The organism is Lutaonella thermophila, from assembly GCF_055387725.1.
Map to the genome: position 1 here is coordinate 694,803 of NZ_AP043783.1, position 20,294 is coordinate 715,096.

Annotated in this window: 18 protein-coding genes; 9 read left to right on the forward strand and 9 right to left on the reverse strand. The window is 36.2% G+C overall.

Annotated features, from left to right (window positions below):
• Positions 1-28 precede the first annotated feature (28 nt).
• From accB to ACZ5CF_RS03155, 3 genes are all read left to right on the forward strand, one after another.
• Entirely contained in the window at positions 29-526 is a 498-nt protein-coding gene (accB, locus tag ACZ5CF_RS03145) for an acetyl-CoA carboxylase biotin carboxyl carrier protein (RefSeq protein ID WP_464580315.1), read from the forward strand.
• Positions 527-607: 81 nt separating this feature from the next.
• Complete coding sequence (gene accC / locus ACZ5CF_RS03150; RefSeq protein WP_464580317.1) at positions 608-1,960, forward strand: acetyl-CoA carboxylase biotin carboxylase subunit; 1,353 nt, start codon at positions 608-610, stop codon at positions 1,958-1,960.
• A 79-nt stretch (positions 1,961-2,039) separates the two neighbouring features.
• Positions 2,040-3,155: an NAD(P)/FAD-dependent oxidoreductase gene (locus ACZ5CF_RS03155; RefSeq protein WP_464580318.1), complete on the forward strand. Its 1,116-nt coding sequence runs from the start codon at positions 2,040-2,042 to the stop codon at positions 3,153-3,155.
• On the opposite strand, the gene ACZ5CF_RS03160 is transcribed toward ACZ5CF_RS03155, so the two are convergent.
• From ACZ5CF_RS03160 to ACZ5CF_RS03185, 6 genes are all read right to left on the reverse strand, one after another.
• Positions 3,144-4,124, reverse strand: a complete 981-nt coding sequence (locus tag ACZ5CF_RS03160; RefSeq protein WP_464580320.1) for an ABC transporter ATP-binding protein — start codon at positions 4,122-4,124, stop codon at positions 3,144-3,146. The genes ACZ5CF_RS03155 and ACZ5CF_RS03160 overlap by 12 nt on opposite strands.
• An 80-nt stretch (positions 4,125-4,204) precedes the next feature.
• Positions 4,205-6,358, reverse strand: a complete 2,154-nt coding sequence (locus tag ACZ5CF_RS03165; RefSeq protein WP_464580321.1) for a prolyl oligopeptidase family serine peptidase — start codon at positions 6,356-6,358, stop codon at positions 4,205-4,207.
• A gap of 88 nt (positions 6,359-6,446) precedes the next feature.
• Complete coding sequence (locus ACZ5CF_RS03170) at positions 6,447-7,436, reverse strand: aspartate-semialdehyde dehydrogenase (RefSeq protein WP_464580322.1); 990 nt, start codon at positions 7,434-7,436, stop codon at positions 6,447-6,449.
• 145 nt (positions 7,437-7,581) lie between these two features.
• A complete protein-coding gene (gene mscL / locus ACZ5CF_RS03175; protein WP_464580324.1) occupies positions 7,582-8,001 on the reverse strand; it encodes a large conductance mechanosensitive channel protein MscL in 420 nt (139 codons plus the stop codon).
• 86 nt (positions 8,002-8,087) lie between these two features.
• Positions 8,088-9,191: an alanine racemase gene (gene alr, locus ACZ5CF_RS03180; RefSeq protein WP_464580325.1), complete on the reverse strand. Its 1,104-nt coding sequence runs from the start codon at positions 9,189-9,191 to the stop codon at positions 8,088-8,090.
• Positions 9,184-9,834, reverse strand: a complete 651-nt coding sequence (locus ACZ5CF_RS03185) for a thymidine kinase (protein ID WP_464580327.1) — start codon at positions 9,832-9,834, stop codon at positions 9,184-9,186. Before ACZ5CF_RS03185 ends, alr begins: the two co-directional genes overlap by 8 nt.
• Positions 9,835-9,937: 103 nt before the next feature.
• Between ACZ5CF_RS03185 and ACZ5CF_RS03190 the strand changes: the two genes are divergently transcribed.
• The 3 genes from ACZ5CF_RS03190 to ACZ5CF_RS03200 are packed head-to-tail and all read left to right on the forward strand — an operon-like array spanning position 9,938 to position 11,887.
• The gene (locus tag ACZ5CF_RS03190) at positions 9,938-10,612 is read left to right on the forward strand and encodes a hypothetical protein (RefSeq protein ID WP_464580328.1); all 675 of its coding nucleotides are present in this window, start codon (positions 9,938-9,940) and stop codon (positions 10,610-10,612) included.
• 28 nt (positions 10,613-10,640) lie between these two features.
• The gene (gene rsmI, locus ACZ5CF_RS03195; RefSeq protein WP_464580329.1) at positions 10,641-11,312 is read left to right on the forward strand and encodes a 16S rRNA (cytidine(1402)-2'-O)-methyltransferase; all 672 of its coding nucleotides are present in this window, start codon (positions 10,641-10,643) and stop codon (positions 11,310-11,312) included.
• Positions 11,312-11,887: a uracil-DNA glycosylase family protein gene (locus ACZ5CF_RS03200; protein WP_464580330.1), complete on the forward strand. Its 576-nt coding sequence runs from the start codon at positions 11,312-11,314 to the stop codon at positions 11,885-11,887. The genes rsmI and ACZ5CF_RS03200 overlap by 1 nt, the downstream gene beginning before the upstream one ends.
• Here the strand turns inward: ACZ5CF_RS03200 and ACZ5CF_RS03205 are convergent.
• Positions 11,884-12,474, reverse strand: coding sequence for a carboxymuconolactone decarboxylase family protein (locus tag ACZ5CF_RS03205; RefSeq protein ID WP_464580332.1), 591 nt, complete (start codon positions 12,472-12,474; stop codon positions 11,884-11,886). The two genes, ACZ5CF_RS03200 and ACZ5CF_RS03205, sit on opposite strands and share 4 nt — an antisense overlap.
• Before the next feature lie 67 nt (positions 12,475-12,541).
• On the opposite strand from ACZ5CF_RS03205, the gene ACZ5CF_RS03210 reads away from it, so the two are divergent.
• Complete coding sequence (locus ACZ5CF_RS03210; protein ID WP_464580334.1) at positions 12,542-12,964, forward strand: OsmC family protein; 423 nt, start codon at positions 12,542-12,544, stop codon at positions 12,962-12,964.
• Positions 12,965-13,004: 40 nt separating this feature from the next.
• On the opposite strand, the gene ACZ5CF_RS03215 is transcribed toward ACZ5CF_RS03210, so the two are convergent.
• Together ACZ5CF_RS03215 and ACZ5CF_RS03220 are read right to left on the reverse strand one after the other, a co-directional pair.
• The gene (locus ACZ5CF_RS03215; protein WP_464580336.1) at positions 13,005-14,486 is read right to left on the reverse strand and encodes a SusD/RagB family nutrient-binding outer membrane lipoprotein; all 1,482 of its coding nucleotides are present in this window, start codon (positions 14,484-14,486) and stop codon (positions 13,005-13,007) included.
• A gap of 11 nt (positions 14,487-14,497) precedes the next feature.
• Positions 14,498-17,665, reverse strand: coding sequence for a SusC/RagA family TonB-linked outer membrane protein (locus ACZ5CF_RS03220; RefSeq protein ID WP_464580337.1), 3,168 nt, complete (start codon positions 17,663-17,665; stop codon positions 14,498-14,500).
• 109 nt (positions 17,666-17,774) lie between these two features.
• On the opposite strand from ACZ5CF_RS03220, the gene ACZ5CF_RS03225 reads away from it, so the two are divergent.
• Together ACZ5CF_RS03225 and recJ are read left to right on the forward strand one after the other, a co-directional pair.
• Positions 17,775-18,524: a DeoR/GlpR family DNA-binding transcription regulator gene (locus tag ACZ5CF_RS03225; RefSeq protein ID WP_464580339.1), complete on the forward strand. Its 750-nt coding sequence runs from the start codon at positions 17,775-17,777 to the stop codon at positions 18,522-18,524.
• Between the two features lie 50 nt (positions 18,525-18,574).
• The gene (recJ, locus tag ACZ5CF_RS03230; protein WP_464580340.1) at positions 18,575-20,272 is read left to right on the forward strand and encodes a single-stranded-DNA-specific exonuclease RecJ; all 1,698 of its coding nucleotides are present in this window, start codon (positions 18,575-18,577) and stop codon (positions 20,270-20,272) included.
• Positions 20,273-20,294: the final 22 nt, after the last annotated feature.

The window sequence follows — 20,294 nt, forward strand, 5'->3', positions numbered from 1 at the left end:
AACTAAGAAAAACCAACAAACCAAGATCATGGAACTAAAAGACATTCAAAATTTAATCAAGTTTGTGGCTAAATCTGGAGCCAGTGAGGTTAAGTTAGAAACCGAAGAGTTTAAGATTACTATAAAAACAGGAAAAGAAGAAACAAAAGCAGAAACCACTTTTGTACAACAAATTCCTGTTGCTCATGCAATACCACAAACTCCTGCCCCACAAGCAGCTCCTGCAGCTCCTGCACCTGCGCAAGCAGAAGCAAGCTCGGCAAAAGAAGAAGATGATACATCAAAATATGTAACTGTAAAGTCGCCTATAATTGGTACATTCTACAGAAAACCGGCGCCAGACAAACCTGCTTTTGTTGAGGTAGGAGATACCGTTAGCAAAGGAGATGTTCTTTGCGTAATTGAAGCTATGAAACTATTTAACGAAATAGAAGCAGAAGTTTCTGGTAAAATTGTTAAAGTTTTAGTAGACGATGCTTCACCGGTAGAGTTTGATCAACCGTTATTTTTAATAGACCCTTCGTAGTTTAACTACTGTTTTCAATAGAGTTTCAATCTATTGTAAGGGTACTATAAAAAAAATTTAAACATCTAATCTTAAAGCATTATGTTTAAAAAAATCTTAATTGCCAACAGGGGAGAGATAGCACTGAGAATTATCAGAACCTGCAAAGAGATGGGCATAAAAACGGTTGCTGTTTACTCTACTGCAGATGCCGATAGCCTTCATGTTCGTTTTGCAGACGAAGCAGTATGTATTGGCCCTGCACCAAGCTCAGAATCGTATTTAAAAATACCTAACATTATAGCAGCTGCAGAAATTACCAATGCAGATGCAATACATCCCGGCTACGGGTTTTTATCAGAAAATGCCAAGTTTTCTAAAATTTGTGCAGAACACGGTATAAAATTTATTGGTGCAACTCCGGAGCAAATAGAAAAAATGGGAGATAAGGCAACAGCCAAAGAAACCATGAAAAAAGCCGGAGTACCAACTATACCGGGGTCAGACGGATTATTAAAATCACTAGACCACGCCAAAAAAATAGCCAAAGAAATTGGCTATCCGGTTATGCTAAAAGCAACTGCCGGAGGAGGTGGTAAAGGAATGCGTGCCGTTTGGAAAGAAGAAGATTTACAAAAAGCATTTGAGAGCGCTAAACAAGAAGCGGCTGCAGCCTTTGGTAATGATGGTATGTATATGGAGAAGCTAATTGAAGAGCCTCGCCATATAGAAATTCAAATTGTTGGAGACCAATACGGTAAGGCGTGCCACTTATCAGAGCGTGATTGTTCAGTACAACGAAGACATCAAAAACTTACAGAAGAGACTCCTTCTCCTTTTATGACCGATGAGCTTAGAGATAAAATGGGGAAAGCAGCTATTAAAGCAGCAGAATTTATTAAGTATGAAGGAGCAGGTACAGTTGAGTTTTTAGTTGATAAACATCGTAACTTTTACTTTATGGAGATGAATACCCGTATTCAGGTAGAGCATCCTATAACAGAGCAAGTAATTGATTACGATTTAATTAGAGAGCAAATTCTGGTAGCTGCCGGAGTGCCAATTTCCGGTAAAAATTATACGCCAAAGCTACATTCAATAGAATGTCGTATTAATGCCGAAGATCCTTATAATGGATTCAGACCATCACCGGGCAGAATAACAACGTTACACGCTCCGGGGGGGCATGGGGTTAGGTTAGACACTCACGTGTATAGCGGTTATGTAATTCCGCCTAACTATGACTCTATGATTGCTAAATTAATTACAACAGCTCAAACCAGAGAAGAAGCTATTAATAAAATGAAACGTGCTCTGGATGAGTTTGTTATAGAAGGAATTAAAACTACAATTCCGTTTCATAGACAACTCATGGAACATCCTGATTTCTTGGCAGGTAACTACACCACCAAGTTTATGGAAGACTTTAAAATGGCTCCACCAGAAGAAGAATAACACTAAAAAAAACTCCGAATTGTTCGGGGTTTTTTTATGCTTTTTTATCTGAAAACCTCTAAATCTGTATTTTCGTTGTATGAGTATTTCGTATTGGGAAAAAACACAATGGCTTTCTGATGTTACCTTTACCGTTGTAGGTAGCGGAATAGTTGGACTTAATTGTGCATTACAACTAAGAGAAAAACACCCAAAAGCCAAAATTTTAGTTTTAGAAAAAGGAATATTTCCGCAAGGAGCAAGCACAAAAAACGCCGGTTTTGCTTGCTTTGGAAGCGCATCGGAATTATTAGCAGATTTAGAAAATCATTCAGAGAACGAAGTATTAGCGTTAGTTGAAAAGCGTTGGAGAGGCCTGCAACAACTAAGAAATTTATTGGGAGATAAAACAATAGAATTTTACAACTGGAAAGGGTATGAGCTTTTTTTAAAAGAACACAAAATTCTTTTTAATGAATGTTTAGAGAAGAAAGCGTATTTAAACAAGCTGTTGTATCCTATTTTTAAATCGGAAGTTTATAAAGTAGAGAAAAACACCTTTGGGTTTAAAAACATTGAAGACCAATACATAGTAAATGTTTTTGAAGGGCAATTGAATACCGGAAAGCTCATGGATGCATTATTAAAATTAGCCCAAAGCAAAAACATTACAATTTTAAATTCTTGCCCTGTAACAAGTTATGAAGCTTTATCAAGTAAAATTTTAGTAAAAACACCAAACTTTACAGTTACTACAGAGGCGTTGTTTATAGCAACAAACGGGTTTGCAAAGCAACTTAATATAAATAATGTAGCACCCGCTAGAGCTCAGGTTTTAGTTACAAAACCAATACCTGATTTGCATATAAAGGGCACATTTCATTTAGATAGAGGGTATTATTATTTTAGAAATATAGACAGCAGAATTTTGTTTGGAGGTGGTAGAAATTTAGATATAGAAGGAGAAACCACAACAGATTTTGGAGAAACACCATTAATCCAAAATAGCTTAGAAAACCTTTTAAAGACAGTAATCTTACCAAATACACCATTTGAAATAGACCAAAGGTGGAGTGGTATTATGGGGGTTGGAGAACAAAAGAAACCTATATTAAAACAATTACAACCCAATGTTTTTTGTGGTGTTAGATTGGGCGGAATGGGTGTTGCAATAGGAACACAAGTAGGGAAAGATTTAGCAGATTTAATTAACTAATCTGCTTTCTAAAAGAGACAGCTCAGGCTGCTTAAGCCAAACCCACTGACCTGGGTTTAACTGGTTATTACATTTAAAAAGCACTGTATTCCCGTGGTGTAATCCTTCAATTAAAAAATAACTGCCTCTGTAATAAATGTTTACAATACGTGTTTTTAAACCATTTTCATTATTAGATATGGTTAACTCATGCGGGTATAGGAGCACATTTTTTTGGGGATTCGAAGCGATATTAAAAATAGAAGCAGGGAGCACATTCACTTCATCAAAAAGAGAAGCTACATAAATAGAGTTAGGATTATTATATATTTCTTGAGGTGCTCCGGAGGCAATAATCTTGCCTGCTTTTAAAATTATTACTTCGTCTGCATAAGAAAGCGCATCAACAGCATCGTGTGTAGCAATTATACAGCTTATATTTTTCTTTTTTAAATACGAAAATAACTGATGCCTAAGTGAGTTTTTTCTAAAAGAATCTACCTGGCTAAAAGGCTCGTCTAACAATAATAATTCTGGCGCCTGAGCTAAAGCTCTTGCCAATGCAACACGTTGTTGTTGGCCACCACTTAAATCTTTAGCTAAAGTGTTAGCAAACTCACTTAAATTTATAAGCTTAAGAAGCTGTTTTATGCGTTCTTTTTTTTGCTCAGGGTAAAAAGCCGATAAATATTTACCAATATTTTCTGAAACGGTAATAAATGGCATCAGCTCAAAATCTTGTGAAACATATTTTATAAAGGGTTCTCCGGGGATTAGGTTATAAAGCGGACCCAGCATTTTCTTGTCTTTCCAAGAAAGAGCACCTTCGGTTAAGGGTAAAAGCCCATAAATTGCTTTTAATATTGTAGATTTTCCGGAGCCACTTTCGCCAACTACAGAAACTATTTTTCCTTCATCTAACGTAAAAGAAATATCTTGTAAAACAGGAATATCTGAATACGATACGGTTATGTTGTTTACTTTTAGCATTATTAAAAAGCAAATATAAATTAATTAAAATGGCATAAAAAAACCGCTCTAAAAGAGCGGTTTTATAGTAAAACACAAAGTTAATCTTTAAATTCTTTTAAAACGGCTTTGTTAGGAAGATCTTTAAAGCCCATATTATAAAATGTGAAGGCAAAAATATCTGCTTGCTCTTCGATGATTTTTGATGTGGGTTTGCCTGCTCCATGCCCTGCTTTTGTTTCAATTCTTATTAAAATAGGGTTTTTACCTTTATGCTTTTCCTGCAAGGTTGCAGCAAACTTAAAGCTATGTGCAGGAACCACCCTATCATCATGGTCTCCTGTAGTAATTAATGTTGCAGGATAATTGGTGCCTTCCTCTATATTATGTAAAGGCGAGTACCCTTTTAAATACTCAAACATTTCTTTACTGTCGTCTGCTGTTCCGTAATCATAAGCCCACCCTGCTCCAGCTGTAAATTTATGATAACGAAGCATATCTAAAACGCCAACAGCAGGCAAAGCAACCTTCATTAAATCAGGACGCTGTGTCATAGTAGCACCAACCAAAAGACCACCATTAGAGCCTCCTCTAATAGCTAAGTATTGTGGCGAAGTGTAGTTGTTTTCTATTAAATATTCGGCTGCAGCTATAAAATCATCAAAAACATTTTGTTTTTGCATTTTGGTTCCTGCAATGTGCCATTTTTTACCGTACTCTCCCCCGCCTCTTAAGTTAGGTACTGCATAAACACCTCCTTGTTCCAACCAAACAGCATTAGCAATATTAAATGAAGGGGTAAGGCTTATATTAAAACCGCCATATCCGTACAGAATGGTAGGGTTTTTACCATTTAATTCAAGCCCTTTTTTATAGGTAATTATCATCGGAACCTTAGTACCGTCTTTAGACGTGTAGAAAACCTGTTTAGACTCGTAATTTTCAGGATTAAAATCAATATTAGGGCTCCAGTATAACTTAGACTCTCCGGTTTCTACATTGTATTGGTAAATACTGGCCGGGGTTTTGTAGTTTGTAAATGTATAATAGTCTATTTTATCGTCTTTTTTGCCACCAAAACCATTTGCAGAGCCAATACCCGGTAAAGAAATCTCTCGAACAAGGTTACCGTTATAATCGTATTGTTTTACATTAGAGATGGCGTCTATCATATACCTAGCAAAAAAGTAACCACCACCAGTAGAAACATTTAGCACATGCTCTGTTTCCGGAATAAAATCCACCCAATTTTCGGGTTCCGGATTGTTTATATTCATGGTAACTACTCTTTTATTTGGAGCATTTAAATTAGTTACCAAATAAAAGGTGTCTCCGTCTGTATCAACAACAAAGGTGTCGCTTTCAGTATGGTCTAAAACGGTTATTAGAGGTTTGTTGGGATTTCTTAAATCTTTAACAAAAAGTTTATTTCCTGAGGTAGAGATACGTGCGTAAATTATTAAATAATTTTGGTCTTCTGTTACGGCACCATTAATATAACGGTGCTTTTCTTGTGGTGTGCCACCATAAATTAACACATCGTTTTCTTGAGGCGTTCCTAATTTATGATAATAAAGTTTATGCTGATCTGTTTTGGCTGATAGTTCACTGCCCTTTGGCTTGTCGTAACTAGAATAGAAAAACCCTTCATTGTTTTTCCACGAGATACCACTAAATTTTATGTCTACCAAGGTATCTTCAACTATTTCTTTCGTTTCGGTATTCATTACAATTACCTTTCTCCAATCACTACCACCTTCAGAAATAGAGTAGGCTACTAATGAGCCATCTTTTGTAAAACTAAGTCCTGCGAGAGACGTTGTCCCATCTTTAGAAAACGTGTTAGGGTCTAAAAAAACTTCGGGTTCTTGTTCTTCTTTTTGCCTGTAAACAACATATTGATTTTGCAACCCGTTGTTTTTATAAAAGTAAGTATAGTCTCCTTCTTTAAACGGAGCAGATATTTTTTCGTAGTTCCAAAGCGATGCTAAGCGTTCTTTTAAAGTGTTTTTAAACGGAATTTTATCTAAATAACCAAATGATACTTCATTTTGAGCTTTAACCCATTGTGCTGTTTCTTCAGAACGGTCATCTTCTAACCATTGGTAAGGGTCTTTAACTTCGGTATCAAAATAAACATTAACCGAATCGGCTTTTTTAGTCTCCGGATATGTAACGGTCATAAGTGAATTACTGTCTTTTTTACAAGAAAAAGCAAAAGAGATAACTAATAAGAGGAGGGTAGTTTTTTTCATGATTTAGAGATGTTTAGCATCAAATATAGCATAAAAAAACAGCCCTCTCTTTACTTTTAAAACGCTTTTAACATAAATTTAATACTGCTTAAAGCAGCCCGTTATTTACTAAATATTCTGCAATCTGTATAGCATTTGTGGCAGCTCCTTTTCTTAAGTTATCTGCAACAATCCAAAGGTTTAATGAATTGCGTAGTGACTCATCTCTTCTAATTCTGCCAACAAAAACAGCATCTTTATTTTGAGCGTAAAGAGGCATAGGATAGGTGTTACAATCCGGATTATCTTGCACTACAACACCAGGAGTTTCATGCAGAAGCTGTCTTACCTCGTTTACATTAAAATCGTCTTTAAAAGTTACATTAACAGCTTCAGAGTGACCTCCAATAACCGGAACTCTAACAGCAGTTGCGGTTACAGCAATAGTTTTATCGTTAAGGATTTTTTGAGTTTCTCTTACCAATTTCATTTCTTCTTTGGTATAACCATTTTCTTCAAAAACATCACAATGAGGTAATGCATTTTGATAAATTGCATATGGGTAGGCCATTTCTGTTTTTTTACCCAATTGCTCGTTTTGTAGTTGTGTTACTGCTTTTACACCGGTACCGGTAACAGATTGGTAGGTAGAAACCACAATGCGATTGATTTTATATTTTTGGTGAAGCGGAGCCAAAACCATAACCATTTGAATGGTAGAGCAATTAGGATTTGCAATAATTTTATCGGCTTTTGATAGGCTTTGTGCATTAATTTCGGGGACGATTAACTTTTTTGTAGGATCCATACGCCAAGCAGACGAATTATCTATAACTGTCGTCCCAACTTCGGCAAATTTTGGAGCCCATTCTAACGAAGTACTACCTCCGGCAGAGAATAAAGCAATATCGGGTTGCTCTTTTACAGCTTCGGCTAAACTAACTATCGGATACTCTTTGTTATTAAACAAAACTAATTTACCAACAGATTTTTCTGAAGCTACCGGAATTAATTTGCTAACCGGAAATTTACGTTCTGCTAAGACCTTAAGCATAACCTGACCAACCATACCGGTGGCACCTACAACTGCAACTTTCATATGTTTAATTTAAAGTGCAAAAGTAGAAATTTAATAACGGTTTGTAAGCGCTAATAAAACCGAATAAAAAAAATAGTTCAGTTTGTGGTATTTATAACAAAAAGAGCCTGCAATTAAATTGCAGGCTCTTAAAAGACAGTTTTTATTATTTGTTCTTTAGCAAGTCTCTAATTTCTGTTAACAATTCTTCTTGCGAAGGGCCTTTTGGTGCTGCAGGAGCAGCTTCTTCTTTCTTTTTAGAGTTTTCATATGCCTTTAAAAACACATAAATAAACAGCCCAACTATTATAAAGTTTATGGTTGCTTGTATAAGATTACCATAAGTAATTACAGCAGCTCCGGCTTCTTTAGCAGCCGTTAAACTCTCATAAGATTGCCCATCTAAAGCAATAAATTTTTGGGTAAAATCTGTACCGCCTGTTATAACACCTACAATTGGCATTAAAACATCGTCTACAGCCGATTTTACAATCGTGTTAAAAGCTCCACCAATAACTACAGCAGTAGCTAAACTAACGATATCGCCTTTCATTAAAAAGGACTTAAAATCTTTAAAAAATCCCATGTTGTGTTGTTTTAAGGGTTAGTGATAGTACAATGTAGTAAAAAATTGCGGAGAACAGTTTTCTTACAAGACTAAAAAGCAACGAATTATCGAACAATTACGCGTTTTACTCGTTGAGAGATAGCTGTAATTAGTTCGTACGATATAGTGTTTGCTTTTTCAGAAAGGGTTTCTGCCGTTGGATTTTCTCCAAATACGATTACTTCGTCACCTTCTTCACAATCAATATGAGTTACATCAACCATCATCATATCCATACAAACATTTCCAATAATAGGAGCTTGTTTTTGGTGTATGGTAACGTAGCCAACCTTATTACCATATTGCCTGCCAATACCATCTGCATGCCCTACCGGAATTGTAGCTGTTTTCATTGCTGTTTTGGCAATATGGGCTCTGTTATAGCCTATGCTATCTCCGGGTTTTATATAATGTATTTGAGAGATAACACTTTTTAGTGTAGCTATTGGCTTTAGTTGTTTGCTGTAAAATGTATTGTTGCCAAACCCGTAGAGTCCGATGCCGCTTCTAACCATATTAAAATGGGCTTCAGGATAATTTAAAATACCTGATGTATTAACTACATGCCAAAGCGGTTTATTAGGCAAATTTTCAGACACCTTTAAAGCAAGTTCTTTATAAAGGCTTATTTGACTATGTGTAAAATCTTTTTCGTCAGCATCTTCTGTGGCAGCTAAATGTGAGAAAACAGAAACTACTTTTAAAGCCTTATTTGGGAGCACCTTGTTTAAATAGGCTATATCTTTAGGGGCAAAACCAAGACGGTTTAATCCGGTATTAAATTTTATGTGAATTGGATAGTTTTCTTGTTTTTTTTGCTTTGCTGTGCTCAAGAATGCTTCTAAAACACGTTTGCTGTAAATACTGGGTTCTAAACAACGGTCTATTAAAACACCAAAATTAAAAGGTTGTGGGTGCAGCACTAAAATAGGCTTAGTAATACCGGCATCTCTTAACGTAATACCTTCTTGTGTGTATGCTACAGCAAAATAATCTACACCTAATTGTTGTAAATGCAAGGCTACTTCTACAGCATCAGAACCATAACCAAAGGCTTTTACAACGGCCATAAATTTAGTTTCTGGAGCAATTTTGCTTTTTAAAAAAGCATAATTATGCGATAAGGCAGGCAGATTAATCTCTAGTGTAGTTTCTTGAACCTTAGGCATTGTTAGAGTCTTGTTTTTTAGACGAAACCTCTTCGGGGTCTTTCACATCTATTTTTTTAACCTTATCGCGTAACATGGCTTTATAGTAAGCTGCTCTACTTAAAGGCTCATATTCTTCTGTTTCGCCTAAGAGAACAAGGCTGTCATCATTAGATTTTCTGTAACTGTAATGCGCTAAATTTCCGGTTCTGGTGCATACTGCATGAACTTTTGTTACATACTCTGCAGTAGCCATAAGAGCGGGCATTGGCCCAAAAGGATTTCCTTTAAAATCCATATCTAAGCCTGCCACAATTACTCGAATACCTTTATTGGCTAAATCATTACAAACAGCAACAATTTCATCATCAAAAAACTGGGCTTCGTCTATACCAACAACATCACACCCGTCTGCTAACAACCTAATATTAGCAGCAGCCGGAACAGGAGTAGATCTAATTTCGTTGGCATCATGAGAGACTACCATCTCATCATCATAACGGGTATCTATTAACGGTTTAAAAATTTCTACTTTCTGACGCGCAAATTGGGCGCGTTTTAACCGTCTAATTAGCTCTTCGGTTTTACCCGAAAACATAGACCCGCAAATTACTTCTATCCAGCCAAATTGTTCTTTGTGATTTACTGTATTTTCAAGAAACATTTTGTATTTTTCATATCATAAACAGAGAATGCCTCCGTTTGTATAAAGGTGGTACAAATTTATTAAAAAACCAATGTCAGTTTTGGTGTAATTTTTAAAAATTATGAAGAAAAGATTGGAGTTAGAACTTAAAGCCTTGGCAGAAAAAATTTTAAAGCTAGACACAAACGAAGATATTGCTGTATTGCAATATGAAGCCAGAAAGCTTTATGAGAATATTACAGTATTAAAATTTATTGAAGATAAGCTAAACGATTTAGAAATAGATGTTAACAAAAGTGAGATTGCAGAAAAATTTAAAGAATTAGCAACAGCAGTTTTAGCATATAACGCTAAAGTGCCGGAAAGCAATCCGCATGAGGAAGACATTATAACTCCGGGGATAGAAACTATTAAAGATATGGTGGCCGAAATGCCACAACCCGAAGAAATAGATGACTTTTTAGCCGAAATAACATCGCAACCAACGTTCGAAAAAAAAGAAAAAGAAATTTTGTCCACATCTGTAACTAAAGAGCCTAAAACAGTTACGTTAAATGATAAACTAAAAAAAGGGATTAGTATTGGGTTAAACGATAAATTGGCTTTTATAAAGCATTTATTTAATGATAGCACAGAAGACTACAACAGAGTAATCTCTCAGCTAAACACAAAAACAAGTTTTGAAGAGGCTAAAGTGTTTATAGAACAAATGGTAAAACCCGATTATAATAATTGGGACGGAAAAGAAGCCTACGAAACCCGCTTTTTAGAGCTTATAGAGGCTAGGTTTATATAAGCCAAAAAAACACTGCAATTAAAAGTTTATGGGAACATTATATGTTGTGCCTACTCCTATAGGCAACCTAAACGACATGACGTTTAGAGCTGTAGAGACTCTAAAAAGAGTAGATACTATTTTAGCCGAAGATACCAGAACCAGCGCTAAACTTTTACAACATTACGGCATTACTACCAAAATGCAAAGTCATCATATGCACAATGAGCATAAAACCGTGAATTTGCTTGTTAATAGGTTAGTAGCCGGAGAAACCATGGCATTAATATCTGATGCCGGAACTCCAGCAATCTCAGACCCCGGTTTTTTGCTTGTTAGAGCGTGTTTAGAACAAGATGTGAATGTGGTTTGTTTACCCGGGCCTACTGCTTTTGTGCCAGCATTGGTTAATAGTGGTATTCCGTGTGATAAGTTTGTGTTTGAAGGTTTTTTGCCTGTTAAAAAAGGACGGCAAACACGATTAGAGTTTTTAGCCGAAGAAACCAGAACGATGGTTTTTTACGAATCGCCGTATAAGCTTCTCAAAACCTTAAAAGACTTTTCGACTTATTTTGGTGAAGACCGTCATATATCGGTTTCAAGAGAGTTAAGTAAGGTTTACGAAGAGAATATTAGAGGGTCACTAAAGGATGTGATTAATCATTTTACAAACCACCCTCCCAAAGGAGAATTAGTAATAGTTGTTTCCGGGAAAAAATAATGCAAATACTACTTAAAAAAATAAGAGCTTGCAAGGAGTGTGAAGCCCATTTACCTTTGGGGCCAAATCCAATAGTATCTGCACATTCTAAAGCTAGGATTGTAATTATTGGGCAGGCTCCTGGAACAAGTGTTCACAAAACCGGAATTCCCTGGAATGATCCCAGCGGAAAACAATTAAGAAAATGGATGGGTATAACCAACGATGTGTTTTACGACGAAACTAAAATTGCATTAATTCCTATGGGGTTTTGTTATCCCGGAAAAGGAAAAACTGGCGATCTACCCCCAAGACCGGAATGTGCTCCTTTATGGCACGAAAAACTATTACGGCAAATGCCCCATGTTTCTTTAACCTTACTAATTGGTCAATATTCACAGCGCTATTATTTACAAAATTCTATCAAAAAGAATCTAACAGAAACCGTCAGGTCATTTAAAGACTTTGAGAAGAAGAACATACTACCATTACCACATCCGTCACCAAGAAACAGGTTTTGGTTAACAAAAAACAGTTGGTTTTTAAATGAGGTTATTCCGGTATTACAAGCTAAAGTAAAGCAAGCATTGTGTTAAACATGCTTGCCCGTATTCCATCCGTGTTTTTTAAGGTATTTTTCACCACTTTCTATGGCGCCTTCTTCTAATGTTGTCCCCATGCTATCATTCCATCTGTTTAGGTAACCAAAAAGCGATATAACACCTAACATCTCTACAATTTCGCCTTCATTCCAGTGCTCATAAAGACGCTTTTTCAAATTTTCATCTACAGCATTGGGTATTTGGCTGGCAGCCAAAGAAAAATCTAGAGCAACACGTTCTGCCTCAGAGAAAGCCGGATGTGTTTTGTATTCCCAGATATTATCTAATTTTTCTTGCTCTGCACCATAACGCTCTGCAGCTCTTATAGCATGAGCTTGGCAATACCTACAGCCTGTTGCATTACTACTTACCCAAGCAATCATTCTTTTAAGCGCAGAGGTTACCCTACCATGATTTGCCATAACCGCTTTATTTAAATTTATAAAAGCCTTGCTTATTTCTGGCCGATGCTGCATGGTTAAAACAGAGTTAGGGCAAAACCCTAACGTTTCATTAAAAAATGCTGCTAATGCTTTAGTTTCAGGATCGTGATCTGGAGATAATGGTGTTACTAATGGCATAATATTGTATTGTAAATTAATCTGTACTTTTGATGCATACAAGTAACAAAAAAATAGTTAATTAATTATGACAAATCATATCACAACAAAATGGCTTGGCAATATGAGGTTTGAGAGTACAAACCCTTCAGGTAAAAAAGTTTATATAGATGCCGGTGAAGAAGATGGAGGTAAAGATGATGGTTACAGACCAAAAGCATTAATGCTCTCTGCTTTGGCAGGATGTTCAGGATTAGATATTGCATCGTTAATAAAGAAAATGAAATTGGATGTTGCCGATTTCAAGATAGATACTATTGCCAATCTTACCGACGAGCACCCAAAATATTACGATAAAGTAACTATAGAGTATCATTTTTATGGTAGTAATTTAGATGAGAAAAAATTAAAAAGAGCAGTTGATTTATCTATAGAAAAATACTGTGGTGTAATGGAGATGTTTAGGCGTTTTGCAGAAATTGAGGTTAAAATAGTATACCACAACGCATAAAAAAAGGCTTCAAAATTTTGAAGCCTTTTTGTTAATTATACTATCTATCCCACCAAACAGGTTCTGTTGGCGATTTTTTGTTAGCATTTACATTATCAGGGTTTCTGGTTTCTTCAGAATCTGGATATTGAGCTCTAACAAGCCATTGCCCCGGGAATTCGCTCTCTGCATTATCTACAGGAAGCTCTAAATCTAAAAACACATCAGGAGAAAAATCATATCGTCTAAAATCTACAAACGTTTCCGGGTTTAGGAAGTTAGCTATATATTTTTCTTTCATTATGTGGTGTAACATTAAATTAGCTTCGCCAACAGCTATTGCGCCATCTGCTAAATACGCTGATCCATCTACACCTAACTTTTCCATGTTTGCCTGAATACCGGCCAAATAAGCATTGTAAGCTTCTGAGGTAGTTCCTGTACTTGTAGTGGTACCACCGTTAGCTATAAATGCTGCTTCGGCTCTTAAGAATAAAGCTTCTGCATACGATATAATAACTATAGGAGAATCTACAGAAGAGTAGTATCCGGCATCAGCAAAATCTGTATTTGCTAACTCACCGTCTGATGATAAACCGTCACCTCCACTAACATATCCTCTGTAAGGGTCTCCAGGATCACCCATATTATCTGCATAAACCGGCAACCTTGGATCTATAGTTATACCACTTTGAAACGGATACGAAGTGCCGTTCATGTAACTTACCAGTTGGTCGCCAACTTTATCATGAACATTTCCGGTATTAGGAGCTAATACTTGTCTTGAATGCCATGGATTTATATTACGCTCTTCAAAAAATATTTGTAAGTCGTCATCATTAGATGTAAATCCGTTGTCTAAATAACTCAATGCAGCATTTGCAGCAGCATTTGCATCTATCTCAGATAAATGCATTGCATAACGAGCCTTTAAGGTGTAAGCTGCACGTAACCACTTATCTGTATCACCTCTGTAAGCTATATCTCCTGTAGAAGTTGGCGAAAAATCTGATTGATTTTCTGCACTTAAATCTGCAATAGCATCGTCTAACAAAATGTTTATACTATTGTAAATTTCTTCTTGCGTATCGAAAGCCGGAGATAAGTTTTCTGACCCCATAGAGGCCATTGAAAATGGTATTGCCTCCCAGCTATCTGTTGCTAGGCCTAAATTTATAGCAATTAAAATTTTGGCGATACCTCTAAAATGGTTAGAGTTGGTTTCGTTTGCTTTTTCTATAATGGTATTAATATTAGGTAAAGCATACAGGTAAATATTGCTCCACGCACTACTTATAGATGTTGGTCCGGCAGCACCGCCACCTTGTCCGGTAAAGTACTGTGTATAGTTTCCAAAAGACCGCTCTGCCCAATATTGTGCTAAAACGGTATGGTAAATGGCAGGCCCCAAGAGATCGTTCATGCTTAACTGATCTTCAGTAGCAGATCCTGTGGGCGTATTTACGTCAAAATAATCATCGCTACAAGAAACTACTGTAACAGTGAGTATAGCTATGATTATGGTTGATATATATTTTTTCATAACTGATATTTTTAAAATTCAAAGTTAATACCGAATGAATAGCTTTGTGTTAACGGAGTTGTTAATCCGGTAAACCCATATATATTGCTTCCGGCACTAAATTGATTACTCTCCGGATCAAATCCATCAAATGGTGTCCAAATAATAATATTATTGGCACTTGCATTTAAAGAAGCTGCACTAATACCAAGTTTGCTAAGTATTTTTTGAGGTATAGCATAGCTTAAGCCAATAGTTCTTAATTTAACCCAAGAACCGTCTTGAAGTAAAATTTCTGCAGCTGTATTATAGTTATTAAAGTCTCTATAAAAATCGTTTGCAGTAATTATAAGCTCTTGTGTGTTGGGAGTAAACCCACCGTTTCCATCATCCATAACGCCTTCAAGAACTCTTGGCATATCTCTAAACTCGGTAAGTTTTAAATTACCATTTCTAATAGCGTTTCTTCTTCCTCTATCATATAAATCGCCTCCGGCTTTATATTCTATTAGAAAGTTTAAGGTAAAGTTTTTATAACGAATGTTATTAGTTAATGATAGAATATAATCTGGGAAAGCATTACCAACTTTAACCTTCTCATTATCCCCTTCGTAATAAAAGCCTGTGTTTTCAGATCCGGTAACTACCCATTTACCATCCGGACCAACGTAGCGTTCTCCATTAGGAGCGGTTTGAAAAACCCATCCGTAGAGCGTTCCTAATTCATCTCCTACTTTTGCTTTATTGGTAATCCAATCATCAAAGAAAACAATTTCATCCAGATCGTTAGGGATTTCGGTTACTTCGCTACCGGTTGTAGACCAGTTTACAATTGCCTCCCAACCAAAATCGGCCTTTTTAATAATGTCTGCACTTATTAAAACTTCATGTCCCCATGTCTCGTAGTTACCAGCATTTCTAACCACACTTGAGAGTCCTGATGAATAAGCCGCTCCAACCGGGAAAATCTGATCGGTTACTTTAGATCTGTAATAAGCGTAGTCTAAACGAATTCTATTGTCTAAAAATCGTAGATCTGCACCAATTTCAAAGGTGTTATTTCTTTCAGGTTTTAGGTTTACATCTCCTAATTGCGTGCTGGCTCTGTACCCTCCTGCACCACTGAACGGGAAATCAGGATCTTTAATAAAATATTGTCCTACTTGACCAAAGTTTGGTCCTTTACCAACTTGTGCCCACGAGGTACGCAATTTACCAAAGGATAGAATTTTTTGCTCCGGATCTACTATATCTGTAAACAGATACGATAAACTTACCGAAGGATAGAAAAATGATCTGTTTTGTGGCGGCATTACAGAAACCCAGTCGTTACGACCAGTAACTGAAAGGAATAGTTGGTCTTTATAATCAAAGCGCAAATCACCAAAAACACCAACATTGCGTAAACGAGAAATGCTTGTGTTACCAAATAAATTTAGTGTGTTGCTAATCTCGTTAATACCGGGAACATTTAACCCTTCTCCTCTTAAGAAAGTATAATCCGTTTTTATGTCTGAAACCTGATGACCAACGGTTAATGAAGCGTTTAAATCTTCAGAAATATCGTGTGTAAAAGTAGCTAAGAGGTTAGACTCTAACCCGGTAAAGTTAATGTTTTCGTTTACTACGAATCCTCCAACTTGTGTTCCAACATCTAAATCCGGTGGAACAAATCTGTTTCTTTGATCGGAGTAATTATCTACTTGCGCAGAATAAGTTACATTAATCCAATCTTTAGGAGCCCAATTTAAGGTTATGTTACCCACCCATCGGTTTACCTTATCTTTTAAATTACTTTTTTCGGCAAAATACCTGGGGTTATCTATAATTCCTGCAGAATAATTTTTTTGTCTGCCGTCCGGTAGTAAATAGTCATTAATATCAAAAGTAGCAGACCAATATGAAAGTGAGCTGAAAATAGATTTGTCTCCACCTGTTCCTCTTGTTCCGCCAGAGTTAGAGTAGGTGATAGACGATGCTATATTAAACTTATCGCTCACTTTATAACCACCTTTAAACCTAAAGTTGGTTTTCTTATAATTAGTGTTTGGCAAAACACCTTCATCGTAACTGTTTCCGGCAGATAAATAATAATCTAACTGCTCTGTAGCTCCACTAATATTAAAGTTAACTTGATTGTTTATTCCTGTTCTAAACAAATTGTATGGGCTATGAAATTTATCATTACTTAAATCTATTACGGTGCCATCACTTAGTGTAAAGCTATCGTCTGTATAAGGTACACCCCAAGAGTAAAAAGAAAATCCTGCATATCTGGTATAGCCATCTGGGCTATTTGGGTCTTCTACGGCAGGAACTTTGGTGGTTCTGTGTCCTTCTCTGTAGGTGGTTTGTAGTTCTGGAGTTTTTTCTACTTTTCTAAATGAAGTTGAAGCAGAAACACCTACTTTTACTTTTCCTTGACGCCCTCTTTTAGTGGTTATAACAATAGCACCGTTAGAAGCTCTAATACCGTAAAGGGCTGTTGCAGCCGCACCTTTTAAAACGTTAAAGCTCTCTATATCTTCAGGGTTTAAATCTCCGGCACGGTTAGAAAAAGCAAATTGCTCTGCGCTACCGCTAGCGTTAGAGCCGGCACTAGGAAGTACATTTCCTGTAAAGGTATCATTATTTAAAGCAATTCCATCTACAATTATAAGTGGTTGGTTGTCTCTTCCGGGATTAACAGAAGTTACCCCCCTAATTAAGATATCTACACCACCACCGGCTGTACCGGAAGTTCTGTTAATTTGTACACCGGCTACTCTACCCTGAAGTGTTTCGAGAGGGTTGGTTTGTCCGGCTAAATTTAAATCGTCGGCATCTACAGATTGCACTGCATATCCTAATGATTTAGTTTCTTTTTCTATACCAAAGGCAGTTACAACTACTTCGTTAAGCTGACTGGCATCTTCTTGCATAACAATGTTTAAAGACGCTCCGTTAACACTTACTTCTTGTGTTTTAAAGCCTAGATAAGAAAATACTAGTACATCGCCCCTGTTGGCGCTAATTTCAAAATTACCATCAAAATCAGATGATGTTCCTCTTGTTGTACCTTTTACCACAATATTAACGCCCGGCAGGGCAGTCCCCTGACTGTCTGTTACCAAGCCTTTAACTACAATTTCTTGTGCATGTAGCCATGAAAATGTTGAGGTAAAAAAAACAAGCAAGAGCGTTGCAATTTTTTGTCTCATGTTGTTAGTTATTTAGTAAAATAAGACTAAAGGTAAGAAATCCATATTATTTTTTGCGTTTTTTTGCGTTTTTATTTTTGTTTTTGCATTTTTGATAAAAAGACTCGTTGTGCTAAAACCCGAAAGACATCAATTTATATTAGATAAGCTAAGAAGAAACCGTAAAGTTTTATCAACTCAATTGAGCGAAGAACTTTCTGTTTCTGAAGATACTATACGTCGTGATTTAAAAGAGCTTGAGGCTAAAAATCTTCTGTTTAAAGTTCACGGGGGGGCATTAGCGTTAGATAATAAAGTTAAAACTTACGAAGAGCGTAAAGTTGCAGATATTGACAAGAAAAACACGATTGCTAAAAAAGCAGTTGATTTAATTCATGATGATCAGGTAATTTTAATGAGCGGAAGCACAACCAATTTAGCCCTTGCTAAAATTATTCCGTCGCATATAAAAGCTACTGTTTTTACGTATAGTCTTCCAATAGCCTTAGAGCTAACACATCATCCTACAATAGAAGTTGTTTTTATAGGCGGGAAACTCAATAAAACAGCACAAGTTACGGTTGGAATAGATGTGGTTAATGCAATTACTAAAGTTAGGGCAGATATTTGTTTTATGGGTGTAAGCGGACTTAATTTAGAGAGAGGAATGACTGAACCTGACTGGGAAGTGGCCCATATTAAAAAAAGCATGATAGAAGCATCAGATTATGTGGTTGCATTATGCACAAGCACAAAACTAATGCAAGATAAAAGCTATGTGGTAGTTCCTGTAAATAAAATTGATACAATTATTACCGACCATTCTCCAAACGAACCTCTTTTTTCTTCTTTTAAAGAAGCAGGGATAAATGTTATGTAGCTTTCCCCTAAACTTGTATTTTTGGGAACACCTTTACTACTTTTACTACTATGCGTTGGACAATTAAGCCCAAACCCGAATCAGAGAAAATAACAACATTAGCAAAAGAACTTCAAGTTAGTCCACTTATAGCAACATTGCTTTTGCAAAGAGGGATTACAACTTTTAATGATGCAAAAACATTCTTCAGGCCTTCATTAAATAAGCTTCACGATCCTTTTTTAATGAAAGATATGGATGTTGCTGTAGAGCGTATTTTACAAGCCATTAAAAACCAGGAGAACATATTGGTTTATGGTGATTATGATGTAGATGGTACTACAGCAGTTGCGTTAATGTCTTCTTATTTGCGTTCGTTTTACGGCAATGTTGCAACGTATATTCCTGATAGGTATGATGAAGGATATGGTGTTTCATTTAAAGGAATTGATTTTGCTGCAGACAATAATTTTTCATTAATAATTGCTTTAGACTGTGGTGTAAAAGCATTAGAAAAAGTAGCATACGCAAAACAAAAAGGCATAGATTTTATTATTTGTGATCACCACAAACCCGGTAAAGAACTTCCTGGTGCAGTAGCAGTTTTAGACCCCAAACGCGAAGATTGTAACTACCCGTATAAAGAACTTTGCGGTTGCGGAGTTGGTTTTAAATTAGTTCAAGCTTTAGCCAATGTACGCAACCAAAGCTTTAAAGAACTGGAGGGGTATTTAGATTTAGTAGCAACTGCTGTTGGAGCAGATATTGTTCCTATTACAGGAGAAAACAGAGTGCTAATGTTTTATGGGTTAAAGCAAATAAATACAAACCCCAGACCCGGAATAGCGGCAATTATTAATAAACAATTAAGAAAAAAGAAGAAGTTTAATGTAAGCGATGTAGTATTTATAATAGCCCCCCGAATTAATGCAGCCGGAAGAATAAAACATGGTGAATATGCAGTACAATTATTAACTGCAGAGAACAACGAAAAAGCTAAGCAATATGCAGATGAAATAGAAAAATATAACACAGAGAGAAAAGGGTTAGATCAAGAAATTACCAAAGAAGCACTCAAACAAATTAAAGAAAATAAAGAGGAAGATAAGTTTACAACTGTAGTATATAATCCTTCATGGCATAAGGGTGTTATAGGTATTGTAGCCTCTAAACTCACTGAAACATATTACAGGCCAACAGTAGTATTTACTAAAAGCAACGGTAAGCTAACAGCTTCGGCTCGGTCTGTTGCCGGATTTAATGTTTATGAGGCCTTAGAAGCATGCTCAGACTGTATTGAGCAATTTGGCGGCCATGATTTTGCTGCAGGATTAACACTGCTTGAAGAAAACTTTGAAATCTTTAAAGAAAAATTCGAATCTGTAGTTAAACAAACCATTAATCCGAAACTTTTAACTCCCGAAATTAAAGTTGATGCAGAGGTTAATTTGTCTGAACTAACACCAAAAACACACAGAATATTAAAGCAATTTGCACCATTTGGCCCCGGAAATTATGCACCGGTTTTTTTGTCAAGAAACCTAAAAGATACCGGCTACGCAAGACCGGTTGGCAAAGAAAATGAACACCTAAAATGCAAAATAACTCAACTTAATCAAAATATAGAGATAGACGGAATAGGATTTAATTTGGCTCATAAAATAAACATACTTAAAAACAACAACCTGTTTTCTGCCGTGTATTCATTAGATGAAAACGAGTGGAACGGAAAAGTATCTGCACAGCTAAAACTTAAAGACATCATGTAAAACGTTTTGTTTAGCTGTAATA

Excerpts from the sequence above, each read along its gene's own strand:
- accB (WP_464580315.1), top strand. The coding sequence starts at position 29 with ATGGAACTAAAAGACATTCAAAATTTAATCAAGTTTGTGGCTAAATCT.
- accC (WP_464580317.1), top strand. The coding sequence starts at position 608 with ATGTTTAAAAAAATCTTAATTGCCAACAGGGGAGAGATAGCACTGAGA.
- ACZ5CF_RS03155 (WP_464580318.1), top strand. The coding sequence starts at position 2,040 with ATGAGTATTTCGTATTGGGAAAAAACACAATGGCTTTCTGATGTTACC.
- ACZ5CF_RS03160 (WP_464580320.1), bottom strand. The coding sequence starts at position 4,124 with ATGCTAAAAGTAAACAACATAACCGTATCGTATTCAGATATTCCTGTT.
- ACZ5CF_RS03165 (WP_464580321.1), bottom strand. The coding sequence starts at position 6,358 with ATGAAAAAAACTACCCTCCTCTTATTAGTTATCTCTTTTGCTTTTTCT.
- ACZ5CF_RS03170 (WP_464580322.1), bottom strand. The coding sequence starts at position 7,436 with ATGAAAGTTGCAGTTGTAGGTGCCACCGGTATGGTTGGTCAGGTTATG.
- mscL (WP_464580324.1), bottom strand. The coding sequence starts at position 8,001 with ATGGGATTTTTTAAAGATTTTAAGTCCTTTTTAATGAAAGGCGATATC.
- alr (WP_464580325.1), bottom strand. The coding sequence starts at position 9,191 with ATGCCTAAGGTTCAAGAAACTACACTAGAGATTAATCTGCCTGCCTTA.
- ACZ5CF_RS03185 (WP_464580327.1), bottom strand. The coding sequence starts at position 9,834 with ATGTTTCTTGAAAATACAGTAAATCACAAAGAACAATTTGGCTGGATA.
- ACZ5CF_RS03190 (WP_464580328.1), top strand. The coding sequence starts at position 9,938 with ATGAAGAAAAGATTGGAGTTAGAACTTAAAGCCTTGGCAGAAAAAATT.
- rsmI (WP_464580329.1), top strand. The coding sequence starts at position 10,641 with ATGGGAACATTATATGTTGTGCCTACTCCTATAGGCAACCTAAACGAC.
- ACZ5CF_RS03200 (WP_464580330.1), top strand. The coding sequence starts at position 11,312 with ATGCAAATACTACTTAAAAAAATAAGAGCTTGCAAGGAGTGTGAAGCC.
- ACZ5CF_RS03205 (WP_464580332.1), bottom strand. The coding sequence starts at position 12,474 with ATGCCATTAGTAACACCATTATCTCCAGATCACGATCCTGAAACTAAA.
- ACZ5CF_RS03210 (WP_464580334.1), top strand. The coding sequence starts at position 12,542 with ATGACAAATCATATCACAACAAAATGGCTTGGCAATATGAGGTTTGAG.
- ACZ5CF_RS03215 (WP_464580336.1), bottom strand. The coding sequence starts at position 14,486 with ATGAAAAAATATATATCAACCATAATCATAGCTATACTCACTGTTACA.
- ACZ5CF_RS03220 (WP_464580337.1), bottom strand. The coding sequence starts at position 17,665 with ATGAGACAAAAAATTGCAACGCTCTTGCTTGTTTTTTTTACCTCAACA.
- recJ (WP_464580340.1), top strand. The coding sequence starts at position 18,575 with ATGCGTTGGACAATTAAGCCCAAACCCGAATCAGAGAAAATAACAACA.